Below are 17,792 nucleotides of genomic sequence, written 5' to 3'. Positions count from 1 at the left end.
TTTGAGGCGAAAGCGAAATAGCAAAAAACCTCCCAGAGGGAGGTTTTTGTTTATCAGGTCAACGCTTAGCGATTACAACTTCTTAGAGAAGATACCCGCCAATACGATGATACCGATACCCAGCAGCATGATTTCGCCTTTACCGCTATCAAAGCCAGATTTGATACCCATGAAGGCAACAATCGCGATAGCAACAGGGATAACGAATTTCACTAGGTTGTACCATAGACCGAAGAGTGGGAAAGACACTTCACCATCGTTGGTGATTTCTTTCTTCAGATCGTCACGGTTCAGTCTCCAGCCTGCGAAGATACAGATCAACATACCACCTACTGCTAGGAAGATTTTATCCGTTAGTAGATCGAAGATATCGAACGCACCAGTATCAAACAGTGTAGGACCAACGCCACCAAGAGAAAGCGATGCGATGATACATAGTGTCGCCATTACAGCGCCTGAACCAATTACCGCTGTTGAACGCTTCAGACCTTTTTCATCGATAAGGTAAGACACAACCACTTCAAGTAGAGAAACGGAAGAAGTCAAAGCCGCCACTGTTAGACCAATGAAGAACGCCAAAGCAAGCAATAGACCTACGACACCACCCATTTCAGCAAACAGTTGAGGTACAACGACAAATACTAGACCTGGGCCCGCTGCTGGCTCCATACCGAAAGCGAACATTGCTGGGAACATGGCGATACCGGCAAGGATAGCAACACCGGTGTCCATCGCAGTAACGATAGCCGTGTTCTGTACTAGATTCTCTTTCTTCTTCAAATAAGAGCCGTACGTCAGCATTGCACCCATACCCAAGCTGAGCGAGAAGAACGCTTGACCTAGTGCGGCAAGTACTACGTTGCTGTCAACTTTCGAGAAATCAGGGCTAAATAGGAACTCCAGACCCGCTGTCGCACCTGGTAGCATAAGACCACGTACCGAAACCACGATGAGGATTAAGAAAAGCAACGGCATAAGAATTTTGCCTGCTTTTTCGATACCACCAGAGATACCTTTGATAACGATCATGATGTTTAGGAAAAGGTAAACCGCCATCCAAAGGAGAGGCTGAACAGGATCAGAGATGAAACCACCAAAGCTGCTGCCAATCGCGTCCGGTGTGCTCAGTAGACCACCACCGACTTTAAACACGTACGCTAACGCCCAACCACCAACGACTGGGTAGAAGCCCATGATCAATAGACCACTGAACACACCCAATACGCCGGTAAAGGCCCAGCGACGGTCCGTTGACTTGAACGCGCCAACCGCAGAAAGACCAGTCTTACGACCGATCGCAAATTCTGTCAGCATGACGCTGAAACCGATAACAATAACGAACACTAGGTAAATCGCAACGAACGCGCCGCCGCCGCTTTCCCCAGCAGTATAAGGAAACTTCCAGATGTTACCCAAACCAACAGCAGAACCTGCTGCGGCCATGATGAAGCCTAATTTAGACCCCCACGTATCACGGGCTGATGAACTTGATGTAGCCACGGTTACTCCATTAAAACTTGATTGATGTTGTGTATGCTTCTGTTAGGCGTCTTTAAAAGTTATGTGTATATTATTTTTTACACTTTTAAGAATTTTGAGTGACGCTAACGTTGTGGTAAGTAAACCAGTTTACCAGTAAAATTGGAAGCCCTGCCAAGTACAAATTACCAACATATTTGTAACCTGCGCAGTTAAATGCTGCTTTTTTGACCTAGCGCGCATGCTTGTGTCTTCGTTTTACAATTCTCTAACACAATCGTTCTGTTTCGCTATACGAAACCAGTCTGGTATATAGCCCGTTTTCTACCGTATTACACATTCATAAATGTTATGCATTTGTATCCATTGCAAACTTTCAAACGCTTGTTGGAAAACGGGGCTCGAAGTAAGATGGACAAGCTATTGCAGTCTTAGGTTAATTGATGGATAAATTTTACCAGTTCCTCACCCTCGCGGGGATCGTACTCTATTGGATACTTGTTGCTGGCGTCACGCTTCGTGTCGTCCATAAGCGGCGCGCTGTCAGCGTGTCGTTAGCGTGGTTGATGATCATTTATATTCTTCCCGTGGTGGGCGTTGGGTGCTATTTCTTATTTGGCGAACTTAACTTAGGTAGAAAACGCGCCGAACGGGCGAAAGAGATGCTCGCTCCCTTTGCAACTTGGTTCTCAAAACTCAATGATTGCCATGCACACTCCCCTGAGATGTTTGGCCGCCACATCACCCGCATTGACGAACTGTGCAATAATCGCCTCGGTTTGCCCGCCTTATCAGGCAACTCATTATCTCTGCAGAGTTCACCCAATGAGATATTGCGCTCCATCATAGAGGATATCGAACACGCTCAATCGAGCATTCGAATGGTGTTTTACATCTGGCACCCCGGTGGGCTCGCCGACTCTGTCGCCTCTGCCCTTATTCGCGCGGCAAAGCGAGGCGTCGATGTCAAAGTGTTGCTCGATTCTGCAGGCAGCCCGCGCTTTTTTAGCAGTGATTGGCACACCATGTTGAAACAAGCGGGCGTCGAGGTGGTTCAGGCGCTCGAAGTGAGCCCGTGGCGTATTTTTCTGCGTCGCCTCGATTTGCGCCAACATCGCAAGATCATCGTTATTGATGAAAAAGTGGCGTATACCGGTTCGATGAATCTGGTCGATCCTGCCCATTTCAAACAAGATTCCGGTGTCGGTCAGTGGATCGACATCATGATCCGCATCACTGGCCCCACCGTCAATGTCCTCTCTGCCATCCATTGCTGGGATTGGGAAGTGGAAACCGGCCAGCGCAGCTTACCCTCCATTCCAGAATGCCGAATAGATGACAGGCAGACCCAGCACCCTGTGCAAGTGGTCCCTTCTGGTCCCGGGATGCCTGAGCATTTGATCTCCCAAGTTTTAACCTTGGCGATCAATCAAGCCAACCAATCCGTGCGCATTACGACGCCTTACTTCGTCCCGAGCGCCGATTTGTTGGAAACCTTGAAAATGACCGCTCAGCGAGGCGTCAAAGTAGAACTCATCATTCCACACAAAAATGACTCACTGATGGTGCAGTGGGCGTCACGCGGTTTCTACGCTGAATTGATGCAAGCGGGTGTGGAGATTTTTGAGTTCTATGGCGGGTTATTGCACACCAAATCGGTCGTGATTGATGAGCAATTCTGTTTGGTTGGCACCGTCAATATGGACATGCGCAGCTTATGGCTTAACTTCGAGTTGACCCTCGCCATCGATGACGTGGCGTTTACTAAAGAGATGTATTGGTTACAGCAAAGCTACATCGAGAGTGCCTATAAGGTGGAGTTAGAGCAGTGGAACGAGCGCTCTCTCTATTCCCGCTTCCTAGAGCGTGTCTTCTACTTATTTAACCCACTGTTATAAGGCTTGATCATTGCCGCTCGCCATGTTTTAAATAGAGGTTCGTTTCATTGGCAACGCAGCAAAGACAAGGACTTAAGATGTCAGAGGGCAAACAAACAAAATTCGTCACCGCAGGTCGTGACAAAAAATGGACCAACGGCGTGGTCAACCCACCCGTGCAACGCGCCTCAACCGTGGTGTTCGACACCGTTGCGGAAAAACATCACGCCATGGTCAACCGCGCGAACAAAACCCTCTTCTATGGTCGTCGTGGTACTCACACCCATTTTGCCTTTCAAGATGCGATGGTTGAGATTGAAGGTGGCGCAGGGTGTGCGCTGTTCCCCTGTGGTACGGCCGCCATCTCCAACGCGATCCTCTCTTTTGTCGAGACTGGCGATCATATTCTTATGGTGGATACCTGTTACGAACCGACACGTGATTTCTGTAACACCATCATGAAGAAGATGGGCGTCTCGACGACCTACTTTGACCCTATGATCGGCGAAGAGATCGAATCACTTATCCAACCTAACACCAAAGTGCTGTTTCTCGAGTCTCCAGGCTCAATCACCATGGAAGTGCAGGATGTCCCGACTCTCGCCGAAATTGCGCATAAACACGATATCATTGTGATGCTCGACAACACTTGGTCAGCGGGCGTCCACTTCTCACCGTTTGAACATGGGGTCGACATTTCGATTCAGGCGGCAACCAAATACATCGTTGGTCACTCGGACGTCATGCTAGGTACCGCGGTGGCAAATGAAAAGCACTGGGATCAGTTACGTGAGCAAAGCTATTTGATGGGGCAATGTGTCTCGCCGGATGATGCGTATCTGGGTCTGCGCGGCATTCGCACGCTGGATGTGAGACTAAAACAGCATGCGCAGAACAGTCTGAAAGTCGCCCAGTGGCTGGCCAATCGTCCAGAAGTGGATCACGTTCGCCACCCTGCGCTCGATACCTGTCCGGGTCATGAGTTTTTTGCCCGTGACTTTACCGGCGGCAACGGGTTGTTTTCCTTTGTACTCAAAACCAGTTACCCAAGAGCCACCACCGCCCTACTCGATGGAATGACGCATTTCAGTATGGGCTACTCATGGGGTGGATTTGAAAGTTTGATTTTAGCCAACGAGCCAAAGAGTTTTAACAGTTTACGCACGGTAGCCAACCCGAACTTCACTGGCACCTTGATTCGTGTCCACATTGGTCTTGAAGACGTTGACGATCTGTTGGCCGATCTGGAGGCGGGTTTTCAGCGCTACAATGCTCTCATTGCCGAAAAAGCGGCTCAGTGACAAATACCAAACAGCCAATATGACAAAAGCGCCACGAAGGCGCTTTTGTTTTATGGATGATGCAGCGAGAGTGATTCACTAAGAGTGTCATCCTTGGTAATACATACAAATACGATTGCCATCGACTTCACGAATCGTGAAAGGCAGCTCGTAAATATCACTTAATACCGACTCTTGAATCACTTCCTGCGTTGGGCCGCTTTTCACCACATGCCCCTTTTTCATCGCAATAATGTTATCCGAATAGCAGGAAGCGAAATTGATATCGTGAATCACAATCACAATCGCTTTGTTATTTTTATGCGCGAGACGCTTCAATGACTGCATCATATCGACCGAGTGTTTGATGTCGAGGTTGTTCAGTGGCTCGTCTAAAAATACGTAGTCGGTATCTTGAGCGACGACCATAGCGATGAACGCCATCTGGCGTTGCCCGCCTGACAACTGATCGATAAAACGATCTTGAATATCAGTGATCTCCAATTGCGCCAACGCATCGTCAATGACCGACTGATCCGCTTTGGTCAAGCGTCCTTGTGAGTAGGGGAAACGGCCAAAGGCGACCAACTCACGCACCGTAAATCGCATATTAATGTTGTTGGATTGGCGCAGCACTGCAAGATGCTTAGCAAGCTCCTGGGTTTCCCATTGATTGAGTGGCTTGTCGCCAATCACAACCGTTCCAGCATCACTGTCCGTCAAGCGGCTCGCCATAGCAAGCAGCGTACTTTTTCCCGCCCCATTTGGGCCGATAATGCTCGTCACCTCCCCGAGAGGGAACAAAGCGTCAGCATTATTGACCACATACTGTTCGTCGTATTGTTTACTTAATCCACGGATGGTAATCATTTTGCTCGCCTTAACTGAGTTTTTCTCTGCTCAACAACATTAAGAAATAGGCACCACCGACAAAGTTGATGATGACACTAATCGTGGTTTGAAAATCTAATAGGTTCTCAACCATCCACTGCCCACCTACCAACATGACAATCGACAGCAAACTGGCACCAACCAGTAACACTCGATGCTGATAGGCGCGAAACAACTCGCGCGTCAGTGCCACCACTATCAGACCAAAAAACAGCACCGGACCGACCAACACTGTGGAAATGGAAACCAAAATGGTGATGGCAAACATCACCCTCATCGTCAGCTTTTGGGTATCGACACCGAGACTTTTCGCGTTCGCCTCTCCAAGCCAAAAAACGTCCAACTGTGGAGAGAGATAAAAGAGGTACGCCGCGCTCAAAGAGAGAGGCAACAGACTCCAGTAGACCAAGTCACCGTTGATGTTATTGAAACTCGCGAACATAGACCCCTGAATCATGATAAATTCATCGGGATCGACAATCATAGTGAAGAAGCCGGTGACGCTGCTAAATAGACTGCTCAACACCACGCCAATCAGCAGCAAGGTAAACAGGTTTCGCTGCGCCTTTTTGAAGTAAAAGCCAAACAGCGTCATGGCGAGCAACAACATAATCGACGTGGAGAGCAAAAAGTTGATGCCGCTGTTCACCACCCACACACTCATACTGCCCAACGTCACCACCAGCAAGACCTGAATCATCACATACAGCGAGTCGAAGCCGAGAATACTGGGGGTGAGGATTCGATTGTTGGTGATGGTCTGAAACACCAAAGACGAGGAGGCAATCGCCACCGCCGCAATCACAATCGCCAGCACTTTAGGGATGCGACGCGACAAGAAAAACTGATAGTTGTCGACGGTCAGCCCTTTCCCCAAAAAGTAACCGATAAACAGCAGTGACAAGACCGTCAGCAACGCCATTTTTACGCCATTACGCATTGCTCTTATCCCTTAGAATCAGTGTCACGAAAATGGCTCCGCCTAGGATGCTGATGATCATAGAAATCGGTACCTCATAAGGGAAAATGATCACTCGTCCTAGCACATCACAGATCAGCACAAGCAACACCCCCCAATACGCTGTCCAGGGGAGATTGCGGCGCATGTTATCGCCCATAAACAGTGACACCACATTCGGTACAATCAAACCTAGAAAGGGAATCACACCGACGATCATCACCACAGAAGAGGACAACACCGCCACCAGCAGTACGCCCACAGTGACGATTCGTTGATAGTTGAGACCGATATTTCTCGCAAAGCTCTCCCCAATGCTCGCCGCGCTAAACCGACTCGCGTAGAGGTAGGCCAAGATCGACGTCGGGACAGCAAGATAGAGCACTTCATAATTGCCTTTGAGAACGGACGCGAAATTGGCCACTGTCCATGAGCCTAGGGTTTGCACCAAATCGTATTTGTAAGCAATAAAAGTTGTCATTGAGGAGACGACATTGCCGTACATGATCCCAATCAATGGCACCAGCATAGCGTTCTTAAATTTCAGCTTTTGAATAAAACGGACAAAGATCAGCGTTCCAAGCAGAGCAAAACTCATAATGATGGTGAGATGCAGCCAGCTTTGCGCCTCGGAGAACAGCACTAGTCCGATAATGTAGCCGAGCATAGCGCAGTCAACTGTCCCCGTGGTCGACGGGGCAGCAAAGCGGTTTTGAACAATCTGCTGCATGATCAAACCCGCCACACTAAGCCCTGCGCCCGCAAGCCCTATCGCCAACAGCCTTGGCAGCCGACTGGTCACAATGATGTCGAGCGTGTGACTGTCACCAACCATCAGAGACGACAAATTGATCGTCGCCACACCCACAAATAAAGAAGCAATACTCAGTGTGCACAAACCAAGTATTGCGAAGATAATTTTGTTATTCATTACATAAGGTAGACGGATGGCCGACACCATCCGTCGCTGTCTCAATGATAAAATTTAAACGTCAGAGGCTCAGTGGAACACTTTTTCGACGTCGGCCACCATGGTTTGCGTTGAGTGGTATCCCCCTGCGGTCAAGTACCACGCAGCAGGGTCCAAAAACACTATGCGGTCGTGCTGGGCGGCCGGTGTGTTGTTGACCAAAGCATTATCAAACAGCTGTTTAGAGACATTATTGCCCGCGCCAATCGCCTGTTGTCTATCAAGGATAAACATTACATCCGGTTTGGCGTCAGCGATGTATTCAAAGGAGATCAAGTTGCCGTGTGTCGCAGCGACGGTCTCGACATTTTTGCTTTCGTTGGTATGGAAACCAAACTCGTCATACACAATCGAGAAACGACTTTGACGACCAAACATAGAAATGCGATTGCCATTGTTCATCACGGTCAACGCGCTGAACTCACCAGACTGTGCTTTCTTCGCGACGGCATCAAACTGCGCTTGCACGTCTGCGATCATCTGCTCAACACGCTCGGATTGACCAAACACATCCCCCATCACACGCCAGTGATGCTGCGTCGTTGTCCAGTAATCCGCACTGTCAATTTGGTACATATAGGTCGGCGCGATGTCAGACAAAGCAGAGTACATTTCCGCTTGGCGCCCTTCAGCAATGATCAAATCCGGTTTCGCCATGTAAATGGCTTCAAAATTTGGTTCTTTCAAACTGCCCAGCGACGCATATTGCTCCGCTTGGTATTGACTAAGGTGCTCTGGGATCAGTTGCTTCACCACACCCACCACTTCAACATTCAACTCATCGAGCAAATCCAATGCGCCGTAACTAAGCACCACCACGCGTTTGGGCTGACCTTCAATCTCAATGCTACCCAAATTGTGTTCGATTGTTTTCGCACTTGCCCATGTACTTGCCAGCGCAACTGCACAACCCAATACGATGTTCCAAGAAAATACCATGTTTAAAGAAAAAGCCTTAAGCCTTGCCATACGGAGGTTCCACCTTTACCTAACCACACTCAATGACAGGATGTATCACTGAGGATTCACGACATCACCACGTTTAAGGTGTTGTTCCATATTCAGATATTGAATCATTCTTCTCACCAATAGTTGGCAGCTAAATGGTCATATCGCAAATAGTAACAAGAATGATTCTTGATTATGGTTGAGAATATCAGCTAATATCAATCCGTCAATAGGATAGTTTCCATACTGGTTATGCAGAAAATGAATTTAGATAAGGTTGACTTAAACTTGAGGGTGATTTTGAAACACCTGCTGGAGGAAAAACACGTCTCCAATACCGCACTGACCCTCCATATGAGCCAACCCAGCGTCAGCGCGCATTGAACAATATGACGATTTGGACATGACGCAGCGCGGTTATAGCGTCGACCCTCGCTCTTGGTACGTGGGACTGACGGCCAACTTCTGATCCCTTGAGTGATCGTTTTGTGTGATTGTTGCTAGCTCGAATTGCACACCAAAGTTTCATCTTGCGGAGCAACAAACGAAACGTTAAAAGTATACCGATACGATAAAGGGGCTCGATAGCCCCTTTGCTTATTTACGTTACTCAGTTCACTTTTGTACGTTACTGAGTTCACTTGGCTTATGCCTGTTGAATCGTGGTTTTCTCTCGGCAGAAACAGTCCAAATCATGATCGAAGACTACCCCAACCGCTTGCAAATACGCATAAAGCGTCGTACTTCCCAAGAACTTAAATCCACGCTTTTTCATCTCTTTAGACAGTTGATCAGACAATGGCGTGGTGGCCACAGGGAGACGCTCTTCACTGCGATTATCGACGGGCACCCCTTGGACGTATCCCCAAATAAACGCACTGAATGAGCCAAACTCCTTTTGCACCTCAAGAAAGCGCTGAGCGTTGTTAATTGCTGCTTCAATTTTCGGCTGGTGGCGGATAATGCTGGCGTCTTGCATCAGTTCTTCAACCTTTTTGGCATCAAACTGTGCGACCTTCTGCGGGTCAAAGCCAGCAAACGCACGGCGATAACCCTCGCGACGCTTTAAGATGGTGTACCAACTCAACCCTGCCTGCGCGGACTCGAGGATTAAAAATTCAAACAACACCTTATCATCATGGACAGGCACGCCCCATTCATTGTCATGATAAGCCACGTAATCTGGCTTTGATTCATCCACCCAACGGCACCGTTGCATGCGCTCTCCTTTTTTTGGTTGTTACAACTGCGAGTTACTGAGTCGCCTCTTGCATACCCAGTGCTGAAGGGTCACTTGGCTCTCGACCATTCGGCACACGTACTGAGTGGAATAGGCGATACAACACGGGTACCACAATCAACGTCAGCACGGTGGCAAACCCAAGACCAAACATAATGGTCACGGCCATCGGTTTAAAGAAGATGTCCGGTAGCAGCGGTATCATACCTAAAATGGTAGTAATCGCCGCCATACACACCGGACGTACACGACTCAGCGCCGCATCCACCACGGCGACGTAGGGATCTTTACCCAGTTTCATCTCTATCTCGATCTGATCCAGCAGCACAATGCCGTTTTTCAATACCATGCCAGACAGACTCAAAAAGCCGAGTAGCGCCATGAAACCAAACGGTGTATCCAGCAGCAACAGGCCACTGGTGACGCCAATCAGGGCCAATGGCACGGTACACCAGACGATGATCGGCTCTTTGATGGAGTTGAACAAGAACACAGTGATCAAGAACATGAACAAATAGCCCATCGGCATCGTAGTAAATAGAGATGCTTGCGCATCGGCGGATGACTCATACTCCCCGCCCCATTCGAGCGAATACCCCGGCGGGAACTCGAGCGCTTCTATCTTGGTTTGTAAGCGACTTTGCAGAGTGGCCGCTGTTTCTTCGCCGAGCAAGTCTGGGTCAGCCATGACGGTCAACATACGTTTGCGGTTTTTACGCACAATAATCGGGTCTTCCCAGCGCATGTCATAACCAAGCGTGACTTGCTGCAAAGGAATAAATTCGCTCAGTGCTGGGCTCCATATCTTCATCCCTTCGATGTTGCGAATATCCACCCGCTCTTCCTCGGGCAGTCTTGCGACAATTGGCATCAAGGTAGTCCCATCTCGGTACACACCGATGGAGAGCCCAGAGAACGACATCGAGAGAAAATCGTCAACATCGGATTTTGTGATGCCGTAACGTCGCGCTTGGCTTTCGTTAAACTTGGGCTCTAAAACCTTAGTGCGCTCACGCCAGTCATGACGGATGTTGGTCGCGCCAGGATCGTCACGCATGATGGCCTGCACCTCTGCGGCGAGCGAACGCAGCACCGTTGGGTCGGAGCCAATCAGACGCGCCTCAATTTTTGCGCCTCCGCCTGGGCCAAGCTCAATCTTTTTCAGCTTGTAATTGACTTCTGGAAATTGCTGCTCAACGTGGGCGCGAAATTTCACCATCAGGGCATCCAAAGATTCATAGCTGGTGACTCGCGTGGTGATCTCCCCATAAGCCGCGTAGCTTTTCTCCGGAGCATACGTGAGCATAAAGCGCTGCAAGCCTTTTCCGGCGGTCGTGGTGACATGCTCGACGCCATCTTGTTGAGTGATCCAACTCTCTAACGCTTTGAGCTTAGTGTTGGTCGCGCGAATGTCCGTCCCTTCAGGCAACCAAATATCCGCCTGAAACATGGGCGTGGTCGATGAAGGGAAAAACGCCTGCTTAACAAAGCCAAAGCCATACACACTGGCGGCCAACCCCACAACCAAGACGATGACGGTAAGCCAAGCTTGACGCATACACAGCTGCAAAAAGCGTCGATAGACGACAAAGATAATCCCATTGTAGGGATCGGCATCCTCACTGCCCGCGGCGTTTTTTTGCCCTTTAAAGAAGATGTCAGCAAAAAACGGCGTGATCGAAATCGCGGTAAACCAACTGAGCATTAACGAGATAAGCAACACGGTAAACAAGGTACCGCAATACTCACCGGTCGAGTCTTCAGACAGCCCAATAGGCGCAAACGCAGTAACCGCAATCACCGTCGCACCGAGCAGCGGCCATTTGGTTTGCGTGACGATATCCGTCGCGGCTTGCAGGCGGGTGCGCCCTTTTTGCGTGCCAATCAGTATCCCTTCCACCACCACAATCGCGTTGTCCACCAGCATACCAAGTGCGATAACTAGGGCGCCAAGCGAGATGCGCTGCAAATCGATCGCAAAGTACTTCATAAAAATAAAGGTACCTAACACGGTCAGCAGCAATATAAGACCAATCAAGAGCCCGGAGCGTAAGCCCATGAAAAACAGTAGCACCACAATCACAATCGCGACCGCTTGGCCCAAGCTGACCACAAAGCCACTCACTGACTTGTCAACTTCCTTCGGCTGGCTGTAGATTTCTGCAATCTCGACGCCTACAGGCTGCTGATATTTCAGCTCAGCCAAACGGCGATCAAAACGCAGCCCCACTTCGACCACGTTCACCCCTTGCGCGAAAGAGACGCCGAGGTTGAGCGCCAAATGGCCGTTAAAGGTAATAATGTTGCTTGGGACTTCGATGTATCCGCGCGTAATCTCGGCGACGTCCCGTAGATAGATAAGCCCTTGTGCGCCCGATTCGGTCAAAATCAAGTCGCCCAACTGGTCGACATTTTGAAACTCACCCGTCGGCTGAATGCGAATGTATTCGCTGCCAATGCGCACCGCACCGGCATCCGAGACCACATTTTGTGTCGAAAGCAAATTAAACACCGTGCTCGGTGATAACCCGAGGCTACTGAGGCGCTTCATGGAAATTTCGATAAAGACTTGCTCTTGTTGCTGACCACTCACCGAGACTTTGCTGACACCGTCTATCAGTTCCAGCTCTCGACGCAGATAGTCGACGTAATCAAGCAGCTCTTTGTAACTGTACCCATCTCCGGTGACGGCGAGCAAAATGCCATACACATCACCAAAGTCATCAATCACTTGTGGATCATTTACCCCAGGTGGCAGCGAGCCTTTGAGGTCGTTGACTTTACGGCGCAACTCGTCCCAAATTTGCGGCAGATCATCCGGCCCGTAGTTGTTTTTCATGGTGACGGTGATCTGCGATAAACCTCGACTGGAAATTGAGTTCACTTCATCGACATAGGTCAGTTGCTGAATCGCCTTTTCTAGTGGGTAAGTTACCTCTTCTTCCACTTGCTGCGGTGTGGCACCGGGATAGGAAGTGACGACCATAGCATCTTTGATGGTAAAGGCAGGGTCTTCCAAACGGCCCAAACCAAAGAACGCCGCCGCTCCACCAATCAAAAAGATCAGTGAAATCATCCAACTGATGACTCGATTACGAATAAAGTACGCGGCGATGCCTGTAATGTCGTCGTCTGCGCGTGGCGTTTGATTAGAGTTCGTCATGCTGCGCCTCCTTGGCGATGACTTCAACTTGCATTCCCTGTGTCAATTTCCCGAGCCCTGCGATTACGACTTGTTGACCCGCTTCCAGGCCCTCAAGAATCTGCACCGATGTTTTGGTCGCCTTGCCGGTCACCACGGCTTGCTTGCTAACCGTGCCGTCATCGTCTAGACGCCAGATGAAGGTTTCGCTGCGCGCCAGTGCGTCGCCATCGGCATTAAATATCGCTTCAATCGGTACTTGTACCCCTGCTGATAAATTCAAGCCTGCGTTTTCCCCACGTGAGGTCACTTCGACCGCCATGCCGTCCAAAATGTACTCCTCTTCTGGCATGGGCATTGATAAGGTCACGGTGAAAGTGCCCGTTGAGGGATCGGGCTCAGTGGTGAACGCCTTGATGGTTGCTGAATATTCGTTGCCACTAGGCACACGAACCACCGCATCGATTTTTTCCAGTTTGGCTTGCTCTGGTTGGCGGGCGTAGAGTCTGTCTGGCAATTGAATCACCACTTCGACGTTGTCTAAGCTGTGAATGTTCACCACTTGCTGACCCACTTGAATGTTTTCGAACTGATCCACTGCGACACGTGAAATCACCCCATCGACGGGGGCTAATAATTGGGTAAACGAGAGCCGCAACTTGGCCAGTTGAAGTTCTGCGAGCGCTATTTGGCGGTTGGCGGCAATTTCATCAAACTGAGACTTCGCTAACAGCCCTTTATCCACCAAAGGTTTTGAGCGGCGATATTGACTGTCAACCACGGTGTATTTGGCACTGGCGTTGTCGACATCCAGCTGGTAGTCGGTTGGGTCAAGCACGGCGATGACGTCGCCTTTTGCGACTTTATCCCCTTCTTTCACATTCAATTGGCTAATTTCGCCGGCGACACGAAAACTAAGATGAGCACGCTCAGCCGCATTGGCCACCGCAGGGAAAAAGAGGCTATCACCGCTGAACTCGCTGCCTACGCTCGCCACTTTAACTTTAGGCAAGCCAAAATCCAGGTAGTCCGCTTCTCTTTCACAGCCAAACAATACGCTGGTGCACAGCAAGGCGACCGATGTGGTCCATATTCTGTTCATCACAACCCCCGCTCTTTAATCCATTCACGCACTTTGATACCTGCAGTCATGCTGTTCACCCCAGAGGTGACTATCTGGTCGCCATCACTGAGCCCCGACACCACATAACGGCGCTCATCCAATGTCACTGGTGCTTTTTCCACTAAACCTTGGTCATCGACTCGCCATACATAAGTGACACCGTCTTGTTCAAGCAGCGCTGATTTCGGGATGGTTGTCGCTTCACCGCTGCCAGCGGTGACACTGACAATGCCAGCCATGCCAGGCAAAATCCCGACATCCGTTGGGCGCTCCATAATCATGGTCACTTTGTACGATCCGGTTTTGGGGTCCGCTTCCGTATCTAACTCTTGAAAGCTCAGCGAATATTGGTACTCAGGAAAGGCGTCAAAGGTCATGACGGCTTGGGATTGTGCCCCTCGCGCAAAATGATTGAGCAGATAGTCAGGCAGTTGGAACACCACTTTCATTAATTGATTGGTTTGAATGTTCATCACTGCTTGCTTAGCAGCAACATATTCAAAATTTTCAGCGGGGATCAACGAGATGGTACCATCATAAGGCGCAAGTAAGCGTGTGTAGCCCAAATTCGCGTTGGCTTGATCAAGCTGTGCTTTTGCCGAATTGTGATTGGCTTGCGCTTGGTCGAAATCTTGCTCGGAAACGACTTTATCTTCACGCAGTTTTTTATAGCGGCGATATTGCACGTCAGCCAGTGTGAACTGCGCGTTGGCTTGCTCGGCGAGTAATGCATATTCATCGGGACTTAGGGTAGCTAACACTTGACCACGCGTGACATTTTGCCCCTCACGCACGTCAATGGTTTGCAGCTGCCCAGGCACGCGAAACGCAAGAACGGCGCGATCTCCGGCTTCAGAGACTGCCGGGAATTGACGTTCAAATTGCGTGTTGCCAACCGAGACGGTAAATAATTTCGCCGGACGAGAGTCTGGCTCAGGGACAGGGGCAGGCTCTTTTCCGCAGCCACTAATCAGCGCTGCGCCCACCAAGAGCGTTAAGGAAGTTCGCATAGTCACAGTTCCATTGTTCGCTATTCATCTATTCAATCCAACTATTGATAAAGATAGATGATAGCGATGCGCGCTTCCATAACAGGGATAATAAATTATTATGAAAATTAGGGATTTGGCCGAGTTTTAGACCTTAGTCTCAATGATGAACTTTCACGCGTTGATGATAAAGCGATGAAGTGGGCGCCCCATCACTGTTTGCCACCGCGCCTTTAGAGAGAGCGAAACTCCCGCTCGACACTAAACGTATCTGAGGTGACGTAGGCTTCCATATCTCTGATTTTGCCTTCAAGCTGATCAAACTCTTGCTCAATATTATCGAGTAATGCGCTTGGCGCTTGGCCCTTTTCCCACGGCTTACTCTTGAGTTTATGTCCTTGCTCGCTCTCCATTTCCGCTTGATAACTGGCGGGCATTTTTTCCAACATGAAGCTGAGGGCAACATAGGCTAGCAGCACCAGAAACGAACCGCCCAACAGCGCTGCAGAGATGACCAAAATACGTACTAGCCACACTTCTAATGAGAAGTAGTTGGCCAGCCCAGCACATACGCCCGACAACTTACCGTTGGCAGGATCTCGATACAGTTCACGTTTACTCATAGCGACGTCTCCAGTTTGGTGACTGCTCGTCAAGGATCCGCTCTAAGGTTTCTACTCGTTGCTGCATCGCATCAGCTTTGTTGGATAAGCTTTGCAGGCGCTGGTAATCCTCTTGTGATAAGCCACTGCTGGTTCTTTTTTTGCTGCGATAGTGCAAGAAAAGCCACAAGGGGGCGACAAAAATCAAAAAGACAATTAATGGCCCTGTAACCATAAACGATGACATAAATGACTCCTTTTAGGCGGAGAAGCTGATCGCTTCTCCCTATTGTTGTGGGGCGAATGCTCTGCAGCGAAATGATTTTTCACAGAGGGATTAAGAGGATTTTTTCTCTTCCATCTGCTGCTTAAGTTGCGCGAGTTCTTTCTCAATTTCATCTTGAGCTTGCAACTCAGCAAATTCTTGGTCAAGTGATTTACTCTGGCCCGATTGCGCAAACACATCTGCTTCCGCTTCCAGTTCATCAATCTTACGTGAATATTGCTCAAACTTCGCCATCGCTTCGTTGGTACGGGCCGTGTGCAGATGTTTCTGAACATCGCGACGATTGGAGGCCGCTTGGCTGCGAATCGCCAACGCCTGTTGTTTGGCGCGAGTCTCGGTAATTTTACTCTCTAGCTTACTGATTTCACCGGTCAGCTTCTCGATGGTTTCTTCCACTAAGGTTTGCTCTGTGTGAAGACCTTTGAGTACATCTTGTAATTTCTGTTTCTCAATCAAGGCGGCACGGGCGAGATCCTCGCGCTGCTTAGTTAACGCTAAAGAGGCCTTCTGCTGCCAATCATGCACTTGCTCATCAATGGCTTCCACTTTGCGCGCCAGCTCTTTTTTGTCCGCTATCGCTTTGGCGGAGTTAGTGCGCACTTCGACAAGTGTATCTTCCATCTCTTGGATAATGAGGCGGATCATTTTCTCGGGATCCTCGGCTTTATCAAGCAGAGCACTGATGTTGGAGTTAACGATGTCGGCGAATCTTGAAAAAATACCCATGATGAGGCTCCTTAATGGTTGTCGCTACGAGTGTGAACAATACAAGTGTCGTGCCAATAAATAAGCTCATTTAAAACAATCACTTAGATTTCTCCCCTTGATTGAAAGACACGCATGTGATGAAAATAACCAACATAAGGTAAATTTTACCAACCGCCCATAGGGGCAATTTTGAGTGAGCCGCGACTATGCAACAAAATCTGATTGGTGAGTCACCTGCGTTTCTTGCGGTGCTCGATAAAGTCTCCAAACTGGCTGCGATTGAGCGTCCGGTGTTAATTATCGGCGAGCGAGGGACAGGTAAAGAGCTGATCGCACAGCGCCTGCACTATCTGTCCAAGCGTTGGGACCAACCTTTAATTTCACTTAACTGCGCGGCGCTTAGCGAAGGCTTGATAGATTCCGAGCTATTTGGGCATGAGCAAGGGGCCTTTACCGGCTCCAAAGGGCGTCATCAAGGCCGATTTGAGCGTGCGGAAAATGGCACGCTGTTTCTAGACGAACTGGCCACTGCCCCACAAATGGTGCAAGAAAAGCTGCTGCGCGTCATCGAGTATGGTCACTATGAGCGAGTCGGAGGGCAAAAACCACTGACAGCCAATGTCAGGCTCATCTGCGCCACCAACGCCGATTTACCCACCATGGCGAAAGACGGGCATTTTCGCGCTGACTTGCTCGACAGGCTCGCCTTTGATGTCATTTACCTTCCGCCGTTACGAGTACGTCAACAAGACATCCTATTGCTTGCCCAATACTACGCCATCAAGATGTGCCGTGAATTAGGGCTTAGCTATTTTGCCGGCTTCACCGAGCATGCGGAGTCAGCGCTGCTCGATTACGACTGGCCTGGCAACGTGCGCGAGCTGAAAAATGTCGTCGAACGTGCCGTGTACCTTCATGGCGAGCAAGAAACGCCGATTGATGAGTTGACCTTTAACCCTTTTAAGCCGCAGTGGAGTGAGCCTCTCAAATCCGCTTCTCATGACACTATAGAAAAGGCGTCCAACGCTGTGGGTGCGCCTATGTTTACTTTTCCGATGGATTACAAACGCTGGCAGGAAGAGCAAGACATCGCTCTACTTAACCAAGTGCTGGCAGAAAGCAAATACAACCAGCGAAAAGCCGCACAATTGCTCGGTCTTAGCTATCATCAGCTCAGGGGAATGGTGAGAAAGTATCAATTAAATACGCCAAACCTTGAGTCTTCCGCAGACGATGAGTAAATCGGCTCTTGATCACCCAACACTTGGGTTATCAAGAGGTTTAATGATAAATTACCCT

15 protein-coding genes and 1 pseudogene are annotated in these 17,792 nt (G+C 49.4%); 4 read left to right on the top strand and 12 right to left on the bottom strand.

Going from position 1 to position 17,792, the window contains the following annotated elements; genetic code table 11:
• Positions 1–72: 72 nt before the first annotated feature.
• Positions 73–1,500: a sodium-dependent transporter gene (locus AC6R0L_RS00750; RefSeq protein ID WP_500626884.1), complete on the bottom strand. Its 1,428-nt coding sequence runs from the start codon at positions 1,498–1,500 to the stop codon at positions 73–75.
• Between the two features lie 422 nt (positions 1,501–1,922).
• Here AC6R0L_RS00750 and cls point away from each other — a divergent pair, with 422 nt between their 5' ends.
• Positions 1,923–3,377, top strand: a complete 1,455-nt coding sequence (gene cls, locus AC6R0L_RS00745) for a cardiolipin synthase (RefSeq protein ID WP_500627937.1) — start codon at positions 1,923–1,925, stop codon at positions 3,375–3,377.
• Between the two features lie 77 nt (positions 3,378–3,454).
• The gene (locus AC6R0L_RS00740) at positions 3,455–4,657 is read left to right on the top strand and encodes a cystathionine beta-lyase (RefSeq protein ID WP_500626886.1); all 1,203 of its coding nucleotides are present in this window, start codon (positions 3,455–3,457) and stop codon (positions 4,655–4,657) included.
• A gap of 87 nt (positions 4,658–4,744) precedes the next feature.
• On the opposite strand, the gene AC6R0L_RS00735 is transcribed toward AC6R0L_RS00740, so the two are convergent.
• The 4 genes from AC6R0L_RS00735 to AC6R0L_RS00720 form a co-directional block, all read right to left on the bottom strand.
• On the bottom strand, positions 4,745–5,506 hold the full coding sequence (locus tag AC6R0L_RS00735) for an iron ABC transporter ATP-binding protein (RefSeq protein WP_487902069.1): 762 nt from the start codon (positions 5,504–5,506) through the stop codon (positions 4,745–4,747).
• A 10-nt stretch (positions 5,507–5,516) separates the two neighbouring features.
• Positions 5,517–6,467, bottom strand: a complete 951-nt coding sequence (locus AC6R0L_RS00730) for an iron chelate uptake ABC transporter family permease subunit (protein ID WP_500627936.1) — start codon at positions 6,465–6,467, stop codon at positions 5,517–5,519.
• Positions 6,460–7,416: an ABC transporter permease gene (locus AC6R0L_RS00725; protein ID WP_500627935.1), complete on the bottom strand. Its 957-nt coding sequence runs from the start codon at positions 7,414–7,416 to the stop codon at positions 6,460–6,462. Before AC6R0L_RS00725 ends, AC6R0L_RS00730 begins: the two co-directional genes overlap by 8 nt.
• A gap of 69 nt (positions 7,417–7,485) precedes the next feature.
• Complete coding sequence (locus AC6R0L_RS00720) at positions 7,486–8,394, bottom strand: siderophore ABC transporter substrate-binding protein (protein ID WP_500626889.1); 909 nt, start codon at positions 8,392–8,394, stop codon at positions 7,486–7,488.
• Between the two features lie 270 nt (positions 8,395–8,664).
• Here AC6R0L_RS00720 and AC6R0L_RS00715 point away from each other — a divergent pair.
• A pseudogene (locus AC6R0L_RS00715) lies at positions 8,665–8,778 on the top strand (LysR family transcriptional regulator); the annotation flags it as partial.
• Positions 8,779–9,049: 271 nt separating this feature from the next.
• Here AC6R0L_RS00715 and AC6R0L_RS00710 read toward each other — a convergent pair.
• The 7 genes from AC6R0L_RS00710 to pspA form a co-directional block, all read right to left on the bottom strand.
• Positions 9,050–9,622 carry a DNA-3-methyladenine glycosylase I gene (locus tag AC6R0L_RS00710; RefSeq protein WP_500627934.1) on the bottom strand — a complete coding sequence of 191 codons (573 nt, stop codon included), beginning with the start codon at positions 9,620–9,622 and terminating at the stop codon, positions 9,050–9,052.
• A 34-nt stretch (positions 9,623–9,656) separates the two neighbouring features.
• A complete protein-coding gene (locus tag AC6R0L_RS00705; RefSeq protein WP_500627933.1) occupies positions 9,657–12,806 on the bottom strand; it encodes an efflux RND transporter permease subunit in 3,150 nt (1,049 codons plus the stop codon).
• Positions 12,793–13,887, bottom strand: a complete 1,095-nt coding sequence (locus AC6R0L_RS00700) for an efflux RND transporter periplasmic adaptor subunit (protein WP_500626892.1) — start codon at positions 13,885–13,887, stop codon at positions 12,793–12,795. Before AC6R0L_RS00700 ends, AC6R0L_RS00705 begins: the two co-directional genes overlap by 14 nt.
• Positions 13,887–14,918, bottom strand: coding sequence for an efflux RND transporter periplasmic adaptor subunit (locus AC6R0L_RS00695; protein ID WP_500627932.1), 1,032 nt, complete (start codon positions 14,916–14,918; stop codon positions 13,887–13,889). The genes AC6R0L_RS00700 and AC6R0L_RS00695 overlap by 1 nt, the downstream gene beginning before the upstream one ends.
• 212 nt (positions 14,919–15,130) lie before the next feature.
• Positions 15,131–15,520, bottom strand: coding sequence for an envelope stress response membrane protein PspC (gene pspC, locus AC6R0L_RS00690; protein WP_334550740.1), 390 nt, complete (start codon positions 15,518–15,520; stop codon positions 15,131–15,133).
• Complete coding sequence (gene pspB / locus AC6R0L_RS00685; protein WP_334550742.1) at positions 15,513–15,746, bottom strand: envelope stress response membrane protein PspB; 234 nt, start codon at positions 15,744–15,746, stop codon at positions 15,513–15,515. Before pspB ends, pspC begins: the two co-directional genes overlap by 8 nt.
• 90 nt (positions 15,747–15,836) lie before the next feature.
• The gene (gene pspA / locus AC6R0L_RS00680; protein ID WP_334550744.1) at positions 15,837–16,511 is read right to left on the bottom strand and encodes a phage shock protein PspA; all 675 of its coding nucleotides are present in this window, start codon (positions 16,509–16,511) and stop codon (positions 15,837–15,839) included.
• A 188-nt stretch (positions 16,512–16,699) separates the two neighbouring features.
• Between pspA and pspF the strand changes: the two genes are divergently transcribed.
• Positions 16,700–17,734 carry a phage shock protein operon transcriptional activator gene (gene pspF, locus AC6R0L_RS00675; protein WP_500627931.1) on the top strand — a complete coding sequence of 345 codons (1,035 nt, stop codon included), beginning with the start codon at positions 16,700–16,702 and terminating at the stop codon, positions 17,732–17,734.
• Positions 17,735–17,792 lie beyond the last annotated feature (58 nt).

Source organism: Vibrio sp. R15-SG3-ISO1A, assembly GCF_059833955.1.
The sequence above is the reverse complement of the archived record's forward strand: the minus strand, read 5'-3'. Positions and strand labels throughout refer to the sequence as shown.

Coding starts and splice junctions, on each gene's coding strand:
- pspB (WP_334550742.1), bottom strand. CDS start 15,746: ATGTCATCGTTTATGGTTACAGGGCCATTAATTGTCTTTTTGATTTTT.
- pspF (WP_500627931.1), top strand. CDS start 16,700: ATGCAACAAAATCTGATTGGTGAGTCACCTGCGTTTCTTGCGGTGCTC.
- AC6R0L_RS00705 (WP_500627933.1), bottom strand. CDS start 12,806: ATGACGAACTCTAATCAAACGCCACGCGCAGACGACGACATTACAGGC.
- AC6R0L_RS00710 (WP_500627934.1), bottom strand. CDS start 9,622: ATGCAACGGTGCCGTTGGGTGGATGAATCAAAGCCAGATTACGTGGCT.
- AC6R0L_RS00725 (WP_500627935.1), bottom strand. CDS start 7,416: ATGAATAACAAAATTATCTTCGCAATACTTGGTTTGTGCACACTGAGT.
- AC6R0L_RS00720 (WP_500626889.1), bottom strand. CDS start 8,394: ATGGTATTTTCTTGGAACATCGTATTGGGTTGTGCAGTTGCGCTGGCA.
- AC6R0L_RS00695 (WP_500627932.1), bottom strand. CDS start 14,918: ATGCGAACTTCCTTAACGCTCTTGGTGGGCGCAGCGCTGATTAGTGGC.
- cls (WP_500627937.1), top strand. CDS start 1,923: ATGGATAAATTTTACCAGTTCCTCACCCTCGCGGGGATCGTACTCTAT.
- pspC (WP_334550740.1), bottom strand. CDS start 15,520: ATGAGTAAACGTGAACTGTATCGAGATCCTGCCAACGGTAAGTTGTCG.
- AC6R0L_RS00700 (WP_500626892.1), bottom strand. CDS start 13,887: ATGAACAGAATATGGACCACATCGGTCGCCTTGCTGTGCACCAGCGTA.
- AC6R0L_RS00740 (WP_500626886.1), top strand. CDS start 3,455: ATGTCAGAGGGCAAACAAACAAAATTCGTCACCGCAGGTCGTGACAAA.
- pspA (WP_334550744.1), bottom strand. CDS start 16,511: ATGGGTATTTTTTCAAGATTCGCCGACATCGTTAACTCCAACATCAGT.
- AC6R0L_RS00730 (WP_500627936.1), bottom strand. CDS start 6,467: ATGCGTAATGGCGTAAAAATGGCGTTGCTGACGGTCTTGTCACTGCTG.
- AC6R0L_RS00735 (WP_487902069.1), bottom strand. CDS start 5,506: ATGATTACCATCCGTGGATTAAGTAAACAATACGACGAACAGTATGTG.